This window comes from Faecalibacterium prausnitzii, from assembly GCF_003287495.1.
GTDB classification, from domain to species: domain Bacteria; phylum Bacillota; class Clostridia; order Oscillospirales; family Ruminococcaceae; genus Faecalibacterium; species Faecalibacterium prausnitzii_I.
This window is the reverse complement of the sequence record NZ_PRLE01000001.1, coordinates 291,277-310,541: the sequence shown is the minus strand read 5'-3', so window position 1 is coordinate 310,541 and position 19,265 is coordinate 291,277. Positions and strand designations below refer to the sequence as shown.

The 19,265-nt window shown below is 59.0% G+C and carries 13 protein-coding genes; 5 read left to right on the top strand and 8 right to left on the bottom strand.

Going from position 1 to position 19,265, the window contains the following annotated elements:
- Positions 1-237: 237 nt before the first annotated feature.
- Together C4N22_RS01515 and C4N22_RS01510 are read left to right on the top strand one after the other, a co-directional pair.
- Complete coding sequence (locus C4N22_RS01515) at positions 238-2,703, top strand: efflux RND transporter permease subunit (protein ID WP_112147753.1); 2,466 nt, start codon at positions 238-240, stop codon at positions 2,701-2,703.
- A complete protein-coding gene (locus C4N22_RS01510) occupies positions 2,675-6,502 on the top strand; it encodes a GLUG motif-containing protein (protein ID WP_242980917.1) in 3,828 nt (1,275 codons plus the stop codon). The genes C4N22_RS01515 and C4N22_RS01510 overlap by 29 nt, the downstream gene beginning before the upstream one ends.
- A gap of 99 nt (positions 6,503-6,601) precedes the next feature.
- Here the strand turns inward: C4N22_RS01510 and C4N22_RS01505 are convergent, their stop codons facing one another.
- The 8 genes from C4N22_RS01505 to C4N22_RS01470 all read right to left on the bottom strand — a co-directional run bounded on the left by C4N22_RS01505 (position 6,602) and on the right by C4N22_RS01470 (position 14,188).
- Positions 6,602-7,924, bottom strand: a complete 1,323-nt coding sequence (locus C4N22_RS01505) for an MATE family efflux transporter (protein ID WP_112147752.1) — start codon at positions 7,922-7,924, stop codon at positions 6,602-6,604.
- A 176-nt stretch (positions 7,925-8,100) separates the two neighbouring features.
- Complete coding sequence (locus C4N22_RS01500; protein WP_112147751.1) at positions 8,101-9,690, bottom strand: hypothetical protein; 1,590 nt, start codon at positions 9,688-9,690, stop codon at positions 8,101-8,103.
- 33 nt (positions 9,691-9,723) lie between these two features.
- The gene (locus C4N22_RS01495; RefSeq protein WP_112147750.1) at positions 9,724-10,536 is read right to left on the bottom strand and encodes a hypothetical protein; all 813 of its coding nucleotides are present in this window, start codon (positions 10,534-10,536) and stop codon (positions 9,724-9,726) included.
- 16 nt (positions 10,537-10,552) lie between these two features.
- A complete protein-coding gene (locus C4N22_RS01490; RefSeq protein ID WP_022256546.1) occupies positions 10,553-10,843 on the bottom strand; it encodes a hypothetical protein in 291 nt (96 codons plus the stop codon).
- Between the two features lie 67 nt (positions 10,844-10,910).
- Positions 10,911-11,666 (bottom strand): tyrosine-protein phosphatase, encoded by a 756-nt coding sequence (locus tag C4N22_RS01485; RefSeq protein WP_022256545.1) that lies wholly within the window; start codon positions 11,664-11,666, stop codon positions 10,911-10,913.
- Positions 11,659-12,486, bottom strand: coding sequence for a CpsD/CapB family tyrosine-protein kinase (locus C4N22_RS01480; protein WP_112147748.1), 828 nt, complete (start codon positions 12,484-12,486; stop codon positions 11,659-11,661). The genes C4N22_RS01485 and C4N22_RS01480 overlap by 8 nt, the downstream gene beginning before the upstream one ends.
- Before the next feature lie 6 nt (positions 12,487-12,492).
- Positions 12,493-13,167: a YveK family protein gene (locus C4N22_RS01475; protein ID WP_242980916.1), complete on the bottom strand. Its 675-nt coding sequence runs from the start codon at positions 13,165-13,167 to the stop codon at positions 12,493-12,495.
- Positions 13,168-13,528: 361 nt separating this feature from the next.
- On the bottom strand, positions 13,529-14,188 hold the full coding sequence (locus C4N22_RS01470; RefSeq protein WP_112147743.1) for a hypothetical protein: 660 nt from the start codon (positions 14,186-14,188) through the stop codon (positions 13,529-13,531).
- A 327-nt stretch (positions 14,189-14,515) separates the two neighbouring features.
- On the opposite strand from C4N22_RS01470, the gene C4N22_RS01465 reads away from it, so the two are divergent.
- The 3 genes from C4N22_RS01465 (at position 14,516) to C4N22_RS01455 (ending at position 19,262) form a co-directional block, all read left to right on the top strand.
- Positions 14,516-14,776: a heavy-metal-associated domain-containing protein gene (locus C4N22_RS01465; RefSeq protein WP_112147741.1), complete on the top strand. Its 261-nt coding sequence runs from the start codon at positions 14,516-14,518 to the stop codon at positions 14,774-14,776.
- Between the two features lie 29 nt (positions 14,777-14,805).
- Positions 14,806-15,777: a ketopantoate reductase family protein gene (locus C4N22_RS01460; protein ID WP_112147739.1), complete on the top strand. Its 972-nt coding sequence runs from the start codon at positions 14,806-14,808 to the stop codon at positions 15,775-15,777.
- Between the two features lie 557 nt (positions 15,778-16,334).
- Positions 16,335-19,262: an acyl-CoA dehydratase activase gene (locus C4N22_RS01455; RefSeq protein WP_112114792.1), complete on the top strand. Its 2,928-nt coding sequence runs from the start codon at positions 16,335-16,337 to the stop codon at positions 19,260-19,262.
- Positions 19,263-19,265 lie beyond the last annotated feature (3 nt).

The following is a 19,265-nucleotide window of genomic DNA, read 5'->3' as shown; positions in this document are numbered from 1 at the left end:
ATTTTTGTTCGCCATCCTTTTTCATCATTTTGCCGTTTTTGTCGCTTGCTTTTTAAAAAAAGTTGGGTTAATATTACATTTGTACAAATTTTGTCTGCTTTTCTTTTGCAAATTCACAAATAGGAGGCACCCTATGAAGAAACTGTCACGGCTGCAAAAGGCCGTATCAGCTGCCGAAGAACCGCGCGGCCCGGGGATACTCACCCAGGCCCCAATTTGCCGAGAGGAGGGAACACGATGACCGAGCAGGAACAGCCCAAAAACGATTTTATGCACAAGCTCGCGCTGCAAATTGTTGAGCGGCGCAACCTTGTGTTCCTCATCGTCATTCTGGGGGCCGTCTTCACCATCTTCTCCCGCAGCTGGGTCAAGGTGGAAAGCGACCTGACCACCTATCTGCCCAAGACCAGCGAGACCCGCATGGGCCTGGACATTATGGAGAAAGAGTTTACCACCTACGGTTCTGCCGATGTCATGGTGGCAAACATCACGCCGGACGAGGCAGACCAGCTGAACGACGAGCTGGCGGGCCTCAGGGGCATCCAGATGATCGAGTACGATGATACCACCGCCCATTATAATAATGTATCGGCGCTGTACTCCATCACATTCGATTACCCCGAGGACGACGACCAGTGCCTGGAAACGCTGGAAAGCGTCAAGGAGTACCTGAAAGACTACGATATCTACGTTTCCACCTCGCTGGGCAATACGCAGGAGGAGACGATTGAGCGTGAAGTCAATGTCATCATGGTGTATGTTGCCATCATCATTGTGGTTGTGCTGATCTTCACCTCCCAGACCTATGCGGAAGTTCCCGTGCTGCTGCTCACTTTCGTGGTGGGCATGATCCTCAACATGGGCACCAACTTCCTGCTGGGCACCATCTCGTTCGTTTCCAACTCGGTCACGAACATTCTGCAGCTGGCCCTTTCGCTGGACTACGCCATCATCTTCTGCAACCATTTTAAAGAAGAACACGAGACCCTGCCCTTGAAAGAGGCGGTCATCGAGTCGCTGGCCAAGAGTATCCCGGAAATCAGTTCCAGCTCCCTGACCACCATCGGCGGTCTGGTGGCCATGCTGTTCATGCAGTTCAAGATCGGCCCGGATATGGCCATCTGCCTGATCAAGGCCATCCTGTTCTCCATGCTGTCGGTCTTCGTGGTCATGCCCGGCCTGCTGATGCTGTTTGGCCCTTACATGAGCAAGACCAAGCACCGCAACTTTGTGCCCAAGATCTCGTTCGTGGGCCGCTATGCTTACAAAACCCGCAAGATCGTTCCCATCGTCTTTGCAGTGGTGCTGGTGTTTGCCTACCATTTCCAGACACAGTGCCCCTACGCCTATGGCTACGGCCCGATCAAGACGCCAGTGCTGAATGAGACGCAGATCGCCGATAACATGATCGACGAAAACTTTACCAAGTCCAACCTGGTGGCTCTCGTCGTACCAAAGAACGACGATTACCGGGTGGAAGCAGCCATGATCAAAGAACTGGAAAGCCACGATGAGGTGGACCACACCCGCGGCCTTTCCAACATCGAGGCCATGGACGGCTACATGCTGGAAGACCGGCTCACTTCCCGCCAGTTCTCTGAGATGGCGGGCCTGGATTACGAGCTGGCCCAAGTGGTCTACACAGGCTACGCGTTGGAAAATGATGAGTACGGCCAGGTCATTGGCAACTTCTCCAACTACAGTGTGCCGCTCATTGATATGTTCCTCTACGTCTGTGACGAGGTCGATTCCGGCATTGTCAGCCTGGACCAGGATCAGATCGACGACCTGCATGATGCCCAGACCCAGATGCTGAGCGCAAAGGCCCAGCTGCAGGGCGCGGATTACAACCGTATTCTGGTCTACCTGAACCCCAGCCTCCAGAGCGGGGATGAAATGTATGAGTTCACGGACCAGATGCGCACCATCGCCCGGAAGTATTACCCGGACGGCGACATCTATCTGGCGGGCGACGCCACCAACGAGTACGACTTCCAGAAGTCGTTTGCCATCGACAACATCGTGGTCAGCGTGGTCTCCGTGCTGATCGTCCTGATCGTCCTGCTGTTCACGTTCCAGTCAGTGGCAATGCCCATCCTGCTGATCCTCGTCATCGAGGGCGCGATCTGGGTCAACTTCTCCGTCCCTGCGTTTATCCACACGCCGCTGTACTTCATGGGCTACCTGATCGTCAGCTCCATCCAGATGGGTGCAAACATCGATTACGCCATCGTCATTGCAACCCGCTACAACGAGCTGCGGGATAAGATGGACCATAAGACGGCCATGATCGAGACGCTGAACTTTGCGTTCCCCACCATCCTCACCTCCGGCACCATCATGACGGTGGCCGGTACCCTGATCGGTCAGATGACGTCCGATGCCTGCATCGTGGGCATCGGCCAGTGCCTGGGCCGCGGTACCATCATCTCCATCTTCCTGGTGCTGTTCGTCCTGCCGCAGATCCTGCTGGTGGGCGGCAAGCTGGTGGATAAAACTTCGTTCTCCATGCATCATGTGGTGCTGCACACCAACACGGCCAGCGGCCGGGTGCGTGTCAATGGCATGGTGCAGGGCGAGGTGAACGGCTCCGTGGCCGGTACCATGAACGCCATTGTGGATGGAAACGTACATCTTACCGTTCTTTCTGGTAAAATCTCACAGGAGGTGCAGGATGAAAACGACTCCCATGCGGACGAATGAGTCTGCGGCGGGCAGCACCCGGCTGCTGCACCGCCTGACCGCTGCGCTGCTGGCACTGGTGCTGGCGGCTTCGGCGGCGCTGCCGGTATTTGCGGCCGACACCGCGCCGACGGATACCATTTACATCAACAGTGTTTCGGACCTGCTGGCCTTTGCCGACAAATGCGGCTTTGATCAGTGGTCCAAAGGCAAGACCGTGATCCTGCAGGAAGACCTCTCGCTGGAGGATACGGAGTGGGCCCCCGTTGCGTCGTTCAGCGGCGCGTTCAAGGGCAACGGCCACACCATCTCGGATGTCAGCCTCGTGGGGGCTTATTCTCCAGCCGGCTTCTTCGGCATCCTGGAAGAGGGCGGATCCATTCAGGACCTTACCATCAAGGGTGTGGTCAATCCCGCTGGTACCCAGAAGACCGCAGGCGGTCTGGTGGGCACCAACTACGGCACCATCATCAACTGCACGTTCTCCGGTGCTGTCCACGGCGAGGAGGAGGCGGGCGGTCTGGTGGGCCGCAATGAGACGAGCGGAACCATCGACCACAGCACCTCCCGTGCCATGGTCAGCGGTGCGTATGCCACCGGCGGCATCGTGGGCTACAACCTCGGTGTCATCACCGGCTGCACCAATGTGGGTGCCGTCAACTCCGAGTATCAGGAGTCCGCCCTCGATATGGAGGGCCTCCCGGCCACCCTGCTGGAGCTGGTCAAGAAAGATATGGGCGATGACCTGAGCAATAACATCTCCAATGTCTCCTCGGATACCGGCGGCATTGCAGGCCGCTCCTCCGGCCTGATTCTCAGCAGTGCCAACGCGGGCGACGTGGGCTATGCCCATGTAGGCTATAACGTGGGCGGCATCGTGGGCCGGACCGATGGCCTGATCTCCGGCTGTGTCAACCAGGGCCTGGTACAGGGCCGCAAGGACGTGGGCGGCATTGCCGGCCAGGCAGAGCCCTATGTGGAGCTGGACCTGGACCAGAGCACCATCAACCGTCTGCGCACCGAGCTGGACACGCTGCACACCATGGTTAACGGCGCGGCCGATGACATGGACGGCAGCACCAGCCTCCTCAATACCGACCTCAACACCCTGAACTCTCAGATGGACACTGCCGTGCAGGCAGCCCGCCGTCTGCAGGAGCAGGGAGGCGATTACTTTGACGAAGTGGCGGACGAGGTAGACCGCACGGGCGACCTCATCTCCGATACATTTACCCGGCTGGAGCCCGTGATGGACACGGGTGTCGACGCACTGGATCAGATGACCACCGCCGTGGGCCAGCTCAAGTGGGTCACCGCGGAGATGGCAGCCGAGATGCTGACCGCCTCCACGGCACTGGCCAAGGCTTCTTCCGGCGCGCACAAGGCCAGCGACGCGCTGGATTCCAGCAAACAGGGTCTGGAGCAGATCAGCAAGGGCCTGGACGACCTGATCGCCTCGCTGCCGGGCAAGGATGACAGCGGCCTGAGCAGCGCCATCAGCACCATTCTGGGCGGCTATTCCAGCGTGTCCGGTGACGCGGTGGACGATCACATCAAAACAGCCATCTCCCTGCTGCAGGTAGCGAATTCCGCCATGAGCATCCTCTCGTTGGGTTCCGGCATGAGCGGCCAGATGAAGCTGCTGACCACCGGCCTGGGTCTGCTGCGGAGCGCCACGCTGCTGGCTGATGACGGCCAGCTGGCTTCCGCCGGCAAGCAGGTCACCCGCGCCGTGGGCAATATGGCAGGCCTGGCCACGCAGATCGGCGCGCTGCTGGGCAACACCGCCAACCTCGTTTCGGAGCAGGGCAATCCCCAGATGGCCTCTGCCCTTACCAGCATGTCCGGCGCGCTTGGCAATGTGAGCGACCAGCTGGGCAATCTGGAAGATATTCTGGATAAGCTGGGCTTCAACACCGGCAACATCAGTTCCGGCAATGCCTCCATTCAGGCGGGTCTGGATTCCCTGAGCGATGCCGCACAGGATCTGGGCAAGGCTGCGGATGATTTTGACAAGTCTCTGGATATCCTCAAGACGGATTCCGCCCTCACCAGCGCAACGCTGGGCCACATGTCCGCCAGCCTCGGCATCATGGCGGAGGGTATGAGCGGCCTGACCAGCATGACCAGCCAGGCGGCGGATATCGTCCACTGGCTGGCGGAGCAGGATCCCATCCATGTGCCGCGCCCCTCTTCCGAGATGACCGCGACCAAGGATGAACTGTTTGACGCTGTGACGAACATGACCGACCAGATGAGCACCCTCAACCGGGATATGCTCTCGGCCAGCAACACCCTCACCAGCAACCTCCGCTCCATCAACGACCAGATCAATGTGGTCTCCAACCTGCTGCTGGATGCTGTGGAAGAGATCAGCGACCCCGGCAGCAAGAACATCTTTGAAGATGAGTCCGAGAACCTGACGGCCCAGAACGAGGGCAAGATCGAGGGCTGCACCAACCGCGGTACCGTGGAAGCCGACATGAATGTGGGAGGCATCGCGGGTACCATGGCGGTGGAAAACACCCTTGACCCCGAAGACGACGATAAGGATGAGAACCGTTCGCTCCTGCGCACCGAGTACACCGTCAGCGCGGTGGTCATGAACTGTGTCAACGAGGGCACCGTTACCTCCAAGAAAGAGGCGGCAGGCGGCATCTGCGGCGAGATGGATCTGGGCTACATCACGGGCTGCGAAGCTTACGGCAAAGTGGATGGCAACAACAAGGTGGGCGGCATTGCAGGCCGTTCCTCCGCAAAGCTGATCTCCAACTGGGCCAAGTGTGAGCTGACCGGCAGCAAGTACATTGGCGGCATCGTGGGCCAGGGCGCGGACAGTGTCCTGACCGGCAACAGCTGCATCATCAAGGATAACCGCGCCATGGTGGATATCCATGAGCCGGACGATGACGGGGATGACTCCGAAGTGGCCCTCTCCACGAGCAGCAGCAACACCGACGGTCAGTATTGGGGCGCCATTTCCGGCGGCCAGGATGGTACGTTCACGGGGAACCTGTTTGTCTCCGATACCCTGCGCGGCGTTGACCGCATCAGCCGTGCCGGTCAGGCAGAGCCCATTGATTACGATACCATGCGGGCACTGGAGGGCGCGCCCAAGGGCTTCCAGAAGCTGACGCTGACCTTTATGGCCGACGGCCACATCGTGGACCAGCGCACCTTTGCTTACGGTGCATCGTTTGCCGAGGCGGATTACCCCGAGCTGCCCCAGAAAGACGGTTACTTTGCCGAGTGGAGCACCCCGGTGCTGGATGACCTCCATCTGGACACCGTGGTCACGGCGCTGTACACCTCTTACACCCCGGCACTGAAGAGCATTGATGTCCGCATCAACGGCCGTCCGATCTTCTATGTAGATGGCCTGTTTGGCGGCTCCAATGCCCTGAGCGCTACCTCCCAGACGCCGTCCGGCGTGGCCAATGCCACCGAGCAGTGGCTGCTGGACTTCTCGGACGACGGGCAGGAGACCCACACCATCCGCTATCTGCCGCAGGGCAAGCAGGGCAGCGTCTATGTCCAGCAGGATGGCAAATGGATCAAAGTGCCTACCGATACCTTTGGCAGCTACATCACCTTTACGGCTGCCGGGACCGAGATCGTCATGGCCTTTGTGCCCAAGGGCATCCCGCTCTGGGAGCTCTGCGGCGGCACGGTAGCCGCGCTGCTGGTGGCAGCATTCCTCGCACGGAAGCTGATCCACAAGCGTAAGGCCCGTAAGGCCAAAAAGAACGCTGCCCCCGTGGAGGAACTGGATACGCCGATTGAATCGGATGACCAGAGCACCGAGCAGCACACCAAATAAAAACCAGCCCTTGGGCTGAAATGGAAAAGGCTCCGGGCCTGCCTCCCTGTGAAAGGGGAGTGCAGGCCCGGAGCCTTTTTTGCGGATACGGAAAACGTGTCAGACGCTCTTTTTGTAGACGATAAGGGAAACGATGGCGGAGAGCACTTCCGTGGCCCAGAACGCGTTCCAGACGCCCACAGGGCCAAACTGTCGGCAGAGCACCCAGGCCAGCGGCATGATGAAGACGATGTAGCGGCACAGGGAGATCACCAGCGACTGCGTGCCCTTGCCCAGACCCTCCAGCGCGCCGGAAGAGGTGGTGGAGATGGCGGAGATCACAAAGCCCAGGCAGATGATCCGCAGAGCAATTTTTCCGGCTTCCACCGTCTCCGGGGTAGAGGTAAAAAGCCGCATGAGAGGCTCCGAGGCCACCAGACAGCCAAGGGTGCCCGCTGCCATGATGGCGGCGCTCAGGATGAGGGTGATCTGGTAGAGCTGGCGTACCCGTTTGTGCTCCCCGGCACCGTAGTTGTAGCTGATGAGGGGACGCATTCCCTGCACGATGCCGTTGGCGGGCAGGTAGAGGAATGTCTGTAGTTTGTAGTAGATGCCCAGCACCACCACATAGCTGCCCGAGAACGCGGCCAGCAGGCTGTTGAGGAACGTGACCAGCAGAGAGGGAAGCGCCAGGTTGAGGATGGCCGGGATGCCGATGGAGTAGAGCCGGGTGTCCAGCTCTTTGTCCAGCTTCAGGCAGGCGCGGCGCAGCCGGACGGGCAGCTCCGTGGAAGCGTACACCACGAGGTAGACACCCGTGCTCAGTGCCTGGCCGATACCGGTGGCCAGCGCCGCGCCTGCAATGCCCATGGCAGGGAACGGCCCGATGCCAAAGATGAGCAGCGGGTCCAGGATGATGTTGCCCACACAGCCCACGATGAGGGCGACCATGGTCACTTTCATCCGGCCCACGGACTGGAAGATCTTCTCAAAAGCCAGGGAGGCCATGTTGACCGTGGCAAAGCCAAACACGATGTGGGAATAGGTCAGGCCCATGGAGAGCACTTCGGCATCCGTTGTAAAGCGCCCCAGGAAAGACGGCATGATGGCAATGGCAATGGCCGAGCCGAGGATGCCGTGCAGCAGGGAAAACGCCATGCCGTGGGTAGCGGCCTGATCGGCTTTTTCGTGCTCCCCGGCACCCAGGCAGAGGGCCACCAGTGCATTGATGCCGATGCCAAAGCCGATGGCAATGGCGTTGAGCAGGTTCTGCACCGGGAAGACCAGCGAGAGGGCCGTCATGGCGGATTCGTTGATGCGGGCCACAAACAGGCTGTCCACAATGTTGTACAGCGAGTTGACCAGCATGGAAATGACATTGGGCAGCGCCATGGACATCAAAAGCGGGAAGACCGGGCGCTCTTTCATAAAGGTGTTGTTCACGGAAGAGATCTCCTTTCATCGGGTGGGGGCTGCAGAGGTTTGGACGCAAAAAAGCCACACAATGGCTTTTGCACCATTGTGTGGCGAAAAATAGCTTGATACTGTAAAAATCCACACGATATTTTAGGAGCTTTAGAATATCACAGCCGAGGCGATTTGTCAAGAGGGCAGGGCGCTCAATCCTGCATGGTCAGGTTGCCGCCTGCGGAAAGGCCCTCTTTCACGCCTGCATCGGTATAGCTGTAGGTGCCGCCTTTCCGCGCTTCGCCTGCTTTCCAGGTGCCGCGGTAGGTGGTGCCGTTGGCCCAGGTGTAGGTGCCGCTGCCGTCCCGCAGGTCGGCGGCAAAGCTGCCGGAGAACTGATCCCCGTTGGCGTAATTCACCGTGCCGGAGCCGCTGCGCTGGCCATCGGCCCAGCTGCCCGTGTAGGTGCTGCCGTTGGCATACTTCATGGTACCGGAGCCGCTGGGCTGGCCGCCTGCAAAATTGCCGTCATAGCTGTTGCCGCTGGCGGTTTTCAGAGTACCTTTGCCCTCCAGTTTGCCGTCCGTAAAGGTGCCGGTATAGACATCGCCGTTGGGTTTGGTCAGGGTGCCGGTCTGCTTGGAGCCGTCCACCTTGCCCACAAACTTGCTGCCGTCGGCAAGGGTCAGCGTCTGGGTCACGTTTTCCGGGGCGGCAGAGCTGGCAGCAGCCTCCGAAGAAGCCGTGCTGGATGCACTGCTGGCCGAAGAAGCGGGCTTCTCCTCTTTTTTGCTGGAAGCGCTGGCGGCCTTGGAACTGCTGGCTGCACTGGATGCCGCCTTGGAAGAAGCCGCGCTGCTGGCGGGCTCCTCCTGCTTGGTGGAGGGAGCGCTGGCCGGAGCTTCGCTGGCGGCGGGGGAGGAGGCAGCAGCCTCACTGGAAGAAGCTGCTTCGCTCTCTGCCGCACTGGAAGCGGCTTCACGTTCCGATTCCGCGGCTTTGGAGCTGCTGGAAGTCTTGGCCGTTGCCGTGGGCAGGAAGAGCTCTTCCGCCGTCGGGGTACCCCGCAGGGTGAACTGATAGGCCAGCAGGCCGCCCAGGAACGCAACCGAGAGGACAGCCACCGGGAGCAGGGGGCCAAGCTTGACGGATCTTTTCTGGGCCGTGGGTTTGTAGACCGCCTGCGGTCCCTTGGGTGCATCGACGGTGCGTACCTTGCTCAGGTCCAGCTGGCCTGCCTGCAGGGCGGGGGCGTCGTCGGTTTTTTCAGGAGTGTCATCCACCGCGATCTCGATTTTGGTGGCATCGACCAGAGCCGCCCGGAATGCCTCCAGCGACGGCCAGCGGTCGGCTGCGTTCAGAGCAAGGCCTTTCTGGAGCACGTTGTTCAGCGCGTCCGGGATGTCGGGCAGGGTGCGAAGCGCTGCACCGTTCAGCCGGGCTTTGGCCGCCATGGGCAGGTGGCCGCTCAGAGCGCCGAACAGGCAGGCCGCGACCGGGTAGACCTGAGCAGCCGGGGTGCGGGCACTCCAGGCGTTCCAAAACTCCCAGGGCAGCAGCTGCGGGTTGGCGGCATCGGCGGCGTCCCACTCTTTCAGGGAGTGGGGCTTACCGCAGGAGAGCACTTCCCGGGCGTCTTTGCTCAGTACGATCTGCTCCGGGCAGACATCCAGATAGGTGGTTTCCGGGTCTGCCTGAGCCGAAATGGTTTGGATGGTCAGCAGCGTCAGGCGCACAGCGTCCTGCCAGGGCAGGGAACCGCCGTTTGCCGCAGCGTGCTGCGAAAATGTGAGTTGTTCCACGCTGGTTCCTCCAAAGGGTGATCAAAAAGCGGCTCAGCCGTAAAGCTGGCTCATCAGAGCCGCCCGCCGGGCGCTCTTCTGGCTCTTGTAACTGCTCATGGCCTGGTCTGCCAGGGCGGTGCTCTGGCCGTTGGCCTTGAGCACCGAGCGCATCTGGCTCACAATGCGGTTGACCTCACTGTCGCAGGAGGCCTGCAGGGCCGAGAGCTGGCCGGCTTTGGACATGCAGATGGCAATTTTGCGGCTGCGGGTCTGCTGCTCCGGCGGCAGAGATTTATACTCTGCCTTGGCGGAAGCAATGCAGGCATTCAGGCCGCCTTCCGCCCGGCCTTTCACGGCATAGAGCTGCTGGACCAGTGCCTTGACTTCGCCCTCATAGGCGGCCTCCGAGAGGCTGGCATTGCCGGAAGTGCCGGTGCTGCCGGAGACAGCACTGCTCTGGGCGGGCGTTTCTGCATCGGCCTGTGCCTCACGGGAAGCAGCGTCCGAAGAAGCTTCGCTCTCTGCAATGGCAGAAGCGGAAGTCTCGTCCGCAGGGGAGCGATTGGCCGCGCCGCCGCTCTGGGCGGCATCTGCCGTGGTGCCGACGGGCTCCATGGTGATGACGCCGGGCAGGTCGGCCAGTGCATCCAGGGTCAGCTCACCGCTGATGAGCTGGGAAAGTTCGGTATCCGAGATGGTGACCACCTCCCGCGTGCTGCTTTCGGCTTCCAGGATGGTCTCATCCAACGGAGCCGTGCGGGCCTTGATGTAATTGCTCACCGGCACGAGCCAGAAGCCGATCACGGCAGCCAGGACCGCGCCCACAGCCAGAAGCACGAGCTGAAAAATTTGTTTCTTTTGCATATACGTTACTTTTTAATTAGCCCAGGTAGCCCTTAACGTCTCTCCAGATGTGCCAGAAGCCGTAGAAATAGCCCAGGTGTGCAATGACACCCATGTCGTCCACGTTCTTGAACCAGTTGGCAATGGGAGTGAAAGAACTCTGCTTGGCGCTGTTCCAGATGGCGTTGCGGACGTCACTCTTGACGGTGTCACGCAGGAAGTCGCCGATGAAGTAGTTGAACAGCTTCTCGTACTGGACATCGCCGCTGCCGACGATGTAGGTCTTTTCTTCTTCGGGGATTACGGCATAAGCAACAGGATAGTTCATAATAAAATTCCTCTTTTTCAAAGTTTATAATAAAAATATCGGATTTTCAATCAAAGACAAAAGATGATCAAATCCACATGCCCAGCATCTTTTTGGGCTGGTGCGGGGAGATGATGTCCAGCTCCTGGTCGTCAAACAGCTCGTCACCGTTGCGGACGATCCGGTCAGCGATCTCAGTGCCCAGAGTCTTCTGCAGCATCTGGATGCCCTCCGCCATCCGGGGCGGGCGCTTGTCCGGGGAGTGGGTGTCCGTGGAGAGCACATGCACGAGCCCCCACGAGATGAATTTGCAGAGCTTCTTGCGGAGCTTTGCATCTTGCAGCAGGGCCCCGGCGTTGATCTGCGCGTAAGCACCGGCGGCCACCCACTCATACAGCAGGGTGGGGTCGTCCAGCACATAGGGGTAACGCTCAATGTGCGCGATCAGCGGCAGGATGCCCTGTTCCTGCAAAGCGTACAGGGTCTGCTTGATAAAATGAGGCTTATGGGTGGTGGGAAACTCAATGAGCATGTAGGCAGTGTCGCCCATGCAGAGGGCCTTGGCGTCCAGCTCACAGAGCTTGGGAGAAAAGTAAACTTCGCTGCCCAGCTTGAACCGGAAGTCCATCGGCTCTTCTTTCAGTGCCTCGGTCAGCCGCGCGTAGGCGGCTGCACGCTTTTCCAGAAAAGCTTCCACCGTGGTGCGCTCGCTGTTGAAATGGCTGGTGAACGCGATGTTGCGCACGCCGTCCTCATACTCCTTGTGGAGCAGCTCCAGCGAGACCGAGACATCTTTGGCACCGTCGTCAATACCGGGCAGGATATGGCAGTGCAGATCAGTCATGGTTCGTTACCCTTTCGGCTGGCTTTGCGTGCTTTCGCTTTTCCGGGCTTTGCGATGCCGCCGGATCCGTCTGGGGGGTACCGTAGGAGTAGCCGTAGCTATAATAGTTGTAAGCGTAGTTGGAGCCCTTGAGCGCCGTCTTGGCGTCATAGCGGGTCAGCACGGCACCCAGCACTTTTACGCCGGTGTCTTTCAGCTTCTTGACAGCGGCCTCCACGGACTCGGCCGGGGCGTAGCTGGAACGAACAACAAACAGAGCACCGTCCACCTGATTGCCGATGACCGCCGCGTCTGTCACCATGGAGATGGGAGGCGCGTCAAAGATGACATAATCAAAAGTGGCGCGCAGCTGCTGGATCATCTGCTGCATCCGGGCCGAGCCCAGCAGCTCCGAGGGGTTCGGAGGGGGCGTGCCGGCGGGCAGGAACGTGATCTTGAGCTGTTCCAGCCGCAGCAGAGCCTCTTCCAGCTTGCACTGGTTGGAGACAATATTGGAAACGCCTTTCACATTGTGACCGGCTTTCAGGTATTTGTGCAGCACGGGCTTGCGCAGGTCGCAGTCCACCAGGGCTACATTTTTGCCGTCTTCGGCCAGGGTCAGGGCCAGGTTGACCGAGACGTTGCTCTTGGCCTCTTCCGGCATGGTACTGGTGACCACAATGGCGCGGGCTCCGGTGGAGCTGGTCAGAAAGTTCAGGTTGGTGCGCAGGGATTTGTAAGCTTCCACATACGCAAAGGGCATTCCTTTCTGGGAGATCAGCTGCAGGGAGCGCTGGCCGGGGTCAGAGTTTTCAATTTTCGGTTTGAACGGATTCCACATCTTACATCACACCTCAGGGATAAAGCCCAAAACAGGGAGATCCAGCTTCTTCTGAACATCTTCGTCGTCTACAATGTAGTTGTGCAGCAGGTGGTTGACCACCAGCAGAGCGCAGGCCGCTACCATACCGGCCAGAGCGCAGAGCAGCATGGTCTTCTTGGTCTGGGGATAGACAGGCGTGGTGCCGATCTCCACGTCGCTCACTGCCTTGCAGGAGCCTGCCTCGACCTTTTCCACGATCACGTCCGGCGCGACCTCCGCGATCGTCTGCGCGATCTTGCCCGCCAGGCCCGGGTTCTCATTGGTCACCGTAATGGCCATGATCTGGGTGGAGTTGACGCTGCCCACCGTGATGCTGTCTGCCAGCTGGCTGTAGGTCATGTCCAGGCCCATCCGCTGGATGACATCGTTGAGCACGAGGTTGCTCTTGATGATGACTGCATAGGTGTCGATCATGTTTTTTGCCGAGGTGATGTTGTCAGTGCTCATGGTCGTCGTGTTATCCTGCCGGGTATTGACGATCATGTTGACGGACGCCTGATACCGGGGCGTCAGCGCGAACGTGCATACCAGAAAGCTGATCACCGCCGCCACAAGGCCCACCGCCACGATCTGCAGCACATGGCTCCACAAAAGCCGCAGCAGCTCGCTCAGGTCGATCACTTCTTCTTCCATTTCCATTTGTCTCATCGCCTTTCTCAGTTGAAATTACGTGGGAACATGCCTTTCGCCTCTCTAAAAATTGACGCAGAAAGACAAAGGCTCTAACACCCCATCTAATTTTAAACGGTATGTCCCCACAATTCAAGCAAAATTGGAAAAAAACCCGGAATATGCAAAAGATTGGCGAAATTTACAAACGGAAGTAAAACTCTGGCGATGATTTTGGAGCGGATACCGTGCAGGGGTGGAACAGAAGCCTGACCGGAGTTGTAAAATGCGGCTGCCTGACAGGAACAGAATTTCTCCGGGCAAAAAAGAACCCCTGCAACGGGTACCGGGGATATTCCGGCACAAATTGCAGGGGAAACGCGTTCGGCACTCAGCCGTAGAGTTTGCTGGTGAGGGAAGAGACCATTTCGCTCTTCTGGGCCTTGTAGGCAGCCAATGCCTCGTCGGCCAGGGCGGTGCTCTGGCCGTTCTGGGTCAGCAGGGCGCGCATCTGGTTTACGATGTCGTCCACCTCTTTGTCACAGGAAGCCTCCATGGCTTTCAGCTCACTGGCCTTGCCCATCACGATGGCGATTTTGCGGCTCTTGGTCTGCTTGGCGGCAGGCAGAGCCTTGTACTCTGCCGTGGCCGACTGGATGGTGTTGTTCAGGCCGCTCTCGGCCCGGGCCTTGACGGCGTAGAGCTGGTTGATGAGAGCCTGCAGCTGCTGCTCATACTCCGGCAGGGCAGTGGTGCTCCCCGTGCCGGGGTCAGCAGCCTCGGCGCGCTGCTGGGTCAGCTGCTCCAGTGTGGTGCTGCCGGAGACGAGTTCCTGCAGCTCGGAGGAGGTCAGGCTGCCCAGCACCTCGGTCTGCTGGCTGGCAGAGGGAGTCCCGGCGGAAGTGTCCTGCTGGGCGGTGCTCTGGGCAGGCTGCGTGGTCTGGGTGCTGCCCGATGCGGCGGAGCCGTCAGTCGTCTCGGAGCAGGCGGTTAGAGTCAGTGCCAGCACAGCGGTCAGTGCCAGCACGCAAAAACGATTGTTCTGTTTCATAAAACCCCTCGTAAAATCATATCCGATAAAATGGAAGCGATTGCCCGTTTACTGTACCACGTTTCACTGCCCTTGACAAGAGACGATTTTTACGCTGTGGATCGGTATGCACCGCTTGCGCATTCCCCATCTCTGTGGTATGATAAAAGCAGAGATCAGGCTCTGATCCCGCCGCGGGGCGGGCCGCTGTCCGGTGTGCTTCCGGACAGCGATTTGTTTGGTTTGCTGGTTAGCTCCTGCTAACAAAATGCCTAAATTTAAGCTGCTGCCTTTGTGCAATCTGCAAAAGCTGCGGCAGAGGCAAAAAATTCTTGGAGGTTTCGTCAGATGATCGAGACGATTTTAAAAGTAGATGGCATGATGTGCGGCATGTGCGAGAGCCATGTCAATGAGACGGTCCGCAAGGCGGCGGATGTCAAAAAGGTGACCTCTTCCCACACCAAGGGCGAGACGGTCATCCTCTCGGAGCAGGAGCTGGACATTGACGCCCTCAAGGCGGCCATTGCCGAGACAGGCTATACCGTCAAAGGTGCCCGGAGCCATCCCTATGAGAAAAAAGGTTTTTTGAGCTCGTTGTTCCATAAATAACCATCTTTCATTGCAGGAGGTGCGTTTCCATGAGGATCTTAGTGTACGGTGCAGGCGTGCAGGGCTGTGAGCTGGCCCACCGGCTGGCACAAAACGAGAAAAACACGGTGACTCTGCTGGCGCGGGGCGAGTGGAAAGAGCGAATCGACCAGAAAGGCCTCACCATCCGCCACTGGGCCCAGCTCAAAACGACTGTGGACCGTGTGCCGACCATTGAAACGCTGGCCCCGGAGGAAAGCTATGACATCGTGTTTGTCACGGTGCAGGCAGGCCAGCTGCCGGAGATCCTGCCCGTCCTCAAGCAGAACAAGAGCGAGTTTTTTGTGTTTGTGGGCAACCAGCCCCATGCTCGCTCTGTCCTGCAGGCCATGCAGCGCCCGGCGGATAAAATCGCGTTCGGCTTCCAGAACAACGGCGGACGCCGGGAGAACGGCCAGGTCATCAGTGTCCACGCGGGCATTGGCATGACGGTAGGCGGCGCGACAGCGCCGCTGTCCGGTACATTCCGCCAGCGGCTGCAGGCGGCGTTTGCGGGCGTCAAGTACAAGCTGACGTTCTACAGCGATATGGACGAGTGGCTCAAGTGCCACCTGGCCCTGATCCTGCCCGTGTGCTATGTCTGCTACGCCTGCAATGGCGACCTGACCAAGGCCACCGCCGAGCAGCGCAAGCTCATGCTCGACGCGGCGTGGGAGGGCTGCATGATGCTCAAGGCGGCAGGCGTCCCGGTAAACGACGCGGAGAACACCAGCTACTACGAGGCCTGCACCCCCGGCCGCAAAAAGATGGACAGAATGATGCTGATGATGACGAAAACGCCGCTGGGCCGCCTGTGTGCCAGCGACCACGCCATGCATGCCGTGGAAGAGATGCACTACCACGATGAGGCGTTTGAGGCCATCCGTGCCACTACCCGGACGGCGATGCCTGCCTGGGACACCCTGCGCAATGAGATGCCCAGCTGGAAGACCTTGCTGCTGCGGGCAAAGCATCGCGTATAAAAACTCAGAACCACAAAAGGGCAGGCCGCGCGCCTGCCCTTTTTGAGCGTTGCGGAAAAACGGGGAAAACTGTAAAATAAAAAGTTGATTCGTTTCCACGCGCTTGGCTGCACCCGCGCCGAAGAGGGCTGCCATTGCCAGACTGCCGAGAACACCACCCGGGAGGATCGTCCCATCAATCTCTTCCATCTTTCTTCACCAAATCTTAGCCAGCGAAAAATTCAAAAAGAACTCGCTTTATGTTAAAGTATAATCAATGTGGGCAGGAAAGTTTCGATTGGAACGATGCAAAAAGCGAATGGTAAAAATTTTTTGCCAAAATGCCGAAAAATGGGCTGCCACTTTTGGCAAATTCACAAAATGTTTAACTTTTTGCATCGAAATTACTATTTTTAACGTGTAAAATAAAACCTGCGGATTGAATGTCCCGCCCATTTGGTTTATAATACCCCCGTATGCGGGCCGGAGAGTGTTTCTTCGGCTCCTCCCTGTTTTTTGCCCCTGCACGCATCGGGGCAGGGCAGGGGAGCACGATCCTTCAAGGAGGAAAAACAACTGTGAGAGTAGGTCTTGACATCGGCAGCACCACCATCAAGTGCGTGGTGCTGGATGAAAACGATGCGCTGGTGTATTCGACATACGAGCGACACTATAGTCATATTCTGGAAAAGGCGCAGGAACTGCTGCGCCGCATTGATACCGAGCAGCTGCACGGGCAGACCGCCCTGCTCAGCATCTCCGGCTCGGCAGGCATGGGCCTGGCCGACAGCTGCAAGGTGCCCTTTGTGCAGGAGGTCTTCTCCACCCGTGTGGCTGTCAAGCGGTTTGTCCCCCGGACGGACTGCGTGATCGAGCTGGGCGGCGAGGATGCAAAGATCCTGTTCCTGACCAACGGCACCGAGGTGCGGATGAACGGCAGCTGTGCCGGCGGCACGGGTGCGTTCATCGATCAGATGGCAACGTTGCTGAAAATGAGCGCCGATGAGATGAACAAAGCAGCCGAGCAGGCACAGCGTACTTATACCATCGCTTCCCGCTGCGGCGTGTTTGCCAAGAGCGACGTCCAGCCCCTCATCAACCAGGGTGCCCGGACGGAAGATATCGCGGCCAGCATCTATAAGGCAGTGGTCAACCAGACCATTGCCGGCCTGGCACAGGGCCGCCCCATCCAGGGCAACATCCTGTATCTGGGCGGGCCGCTGACGTTCAGCACCGTGCTGCGCAAGAGCTTTGATGAAGCGCTGGGCGTAACGGGCACCTGCCCTGAGAACAGCCTGCTGTATGTGGCGCTGGGTGCCGCCCTTTACGCGGATAAGGCGTTCAACCTCTCGGAGGTGGCCAAGGCGCTGGATGAGTACGCCGCCACGGCAACCTATGCCAGTGAGCCGCCCCTCTTTGCCAACAAGGAAGAGTACGAGGCGTTCCATGCCCGGCACATGTCCCACAGCGTGCCCCGGGTGCCGTTCAGCGCCCAGTGCGGCCCGGTGCATATCGGCATCGACTCCGGCTCCACCACCGTCAAACTGGTGGTGGTGGACGAGAAGAGCCAGATCCTGTACACCAATTACCAGCCCAACCTCGGCAACCCGCTGCCTCTGATCCGGGAGCAGCTGCTCAAAATTTACAAGGAGCACCCGGGCCTGCAGGTGGCCAGTGTGACCACAACCGGCTATGGCGAGGAGCTGGTGAAAAACGCGTTCCGCTGTGATTACGGTCTGGTGGAAACGGTGGCCCACTTTACAGCCGCCAAATACTTTATGCCGGATGTCGATTTTATCATCGACATCGGCGGCCAGGATATGAAGTGCTTCAAGATCGAGGATGGTGCCATCAGCAACATCTTCCTGAACGAAGCCTGTTCTTCCGGCTGCGGCAGCTTTTTGCAGACCTTTGCCCAGGCGCTGGGGTATGACGTCAAGGAGTTTGCCGCTCTCGGCCTGTTTGCTGACCGCCCCGTGGATCTGGGCAGCCGCTGCACCGTGTTTATGAACAGCTCGGTCAAGCAGGCCCAGAAAGATGGTGCATCCATCCAGAACATTTCGGCCGGTCTGTCCATCAGCGTGGTCAAAAACGCGCTGTACAAGGTCATCCGCGCTTCCAGCCCCGAGGAGCTGGGCCGGAAGATCGTGGTGCAGGGCGGTACGTTCTATAACGAAGCCGTCCTCCGTGCCTTTGAAAAAGAAATGGGCGTCGAGGTCATCCGTCCCGACATCGCGGGCCTGATGGGCGCTTACGGTGCGGCACTGTTCGGTCTGCGCCAGAGCAAAAAGAACGGCAAAACGGTCTCCGATATGATGAGCCAGGCCGAGCTCAAGAACTTTGACCAGAAAGTGGTCAGCGTCAAGTGCGGCGGCTGCGGCAACCACTGCCAGCTCACCGTCAATACCTTTGCCGATGGCCGCAAATTCATCTCGGGCAACCGCTGCGATAAGCCGGTGACGGGCAAGAGTGAGGACAACAGCCTCAACCTTTACGCCTATAAGCAGCAGCTTCTGGCCAGCTACAAGCCGGTACCCGGCAAGCGTGGCTCCATCGGCATCCCGCTCTGCCTGGGCTTCTATGAGCTGCTGCCGTTCTGGTACGCGTTCTGGACCAAGCTTGGCTTTGCCGTCCACACCAGCCCGGTGTCCAGCCGCGGCCTCTATCTGGCCGGTCAGGCGACCATCCCCAGCGATACGGCCTGCTTCCCGGCCAAGCTCAGCCACGGCCACATCAAGGCCCTGAGCCAGATGCAGCTGGATGCCATCTTCTACCCCTGCCTGACCTACAATGTCGATGAGGGGCTGGGGGATAACCATTATAACTGCCCCGTGGTGGCTTACTACCCCGAGGTTCTGGCAGGCAACTGCCCGGAGCTGGAGGGCAAGAAGTTCATTTACGATTACGTCGGCATCCATCGCCCGAAAGATTTCGTCCACAAGATGGCGAAAAATGTTCTGCCCAAGTACTTCGGCGGCATCTCGGAGAAAGAGGTGCAGGAGGCAGCCGATGCAGCCTACGCTGAGTACGAGGCCCACATGGCAAAAATTCGGGTCAAGGGCAGCGAGATCATTGACGAAGCCCGCCGTCAGGGCAAACGGATCATCGTGCTGGCGGGCCGTCCGTATCATGTGGACCCGGAGGTCAACCACGGGATCGACCACCTCATCACCCGCCACGGCGCGGCAGTGGTCACCGAGGACAGCATTTCCAACCGGGTGGAGAAATTCCCCACCAGCGTCCTGAACCAGTGGACCTACCACAGCCGCCTGTATGCAGCGGCCAAGTACTGCACCACCCAGAAAGACATGGATCTGGTGCAGCTGGTTTCGTTCGGCTGCGGCGTGGACGCCATTACCACCGACGAGACCCGCGAGATCCTGCAGGAGGGCGGCAAGCTCTATACCCAGCTCAAGATCGATGAGATCACCAACCTTGGCGCGGTCAACATCCGCCTGCGCAGCCTGTTTGCTGCTCTGGATGAGCGCGATGAGGACAGGAGATAACCT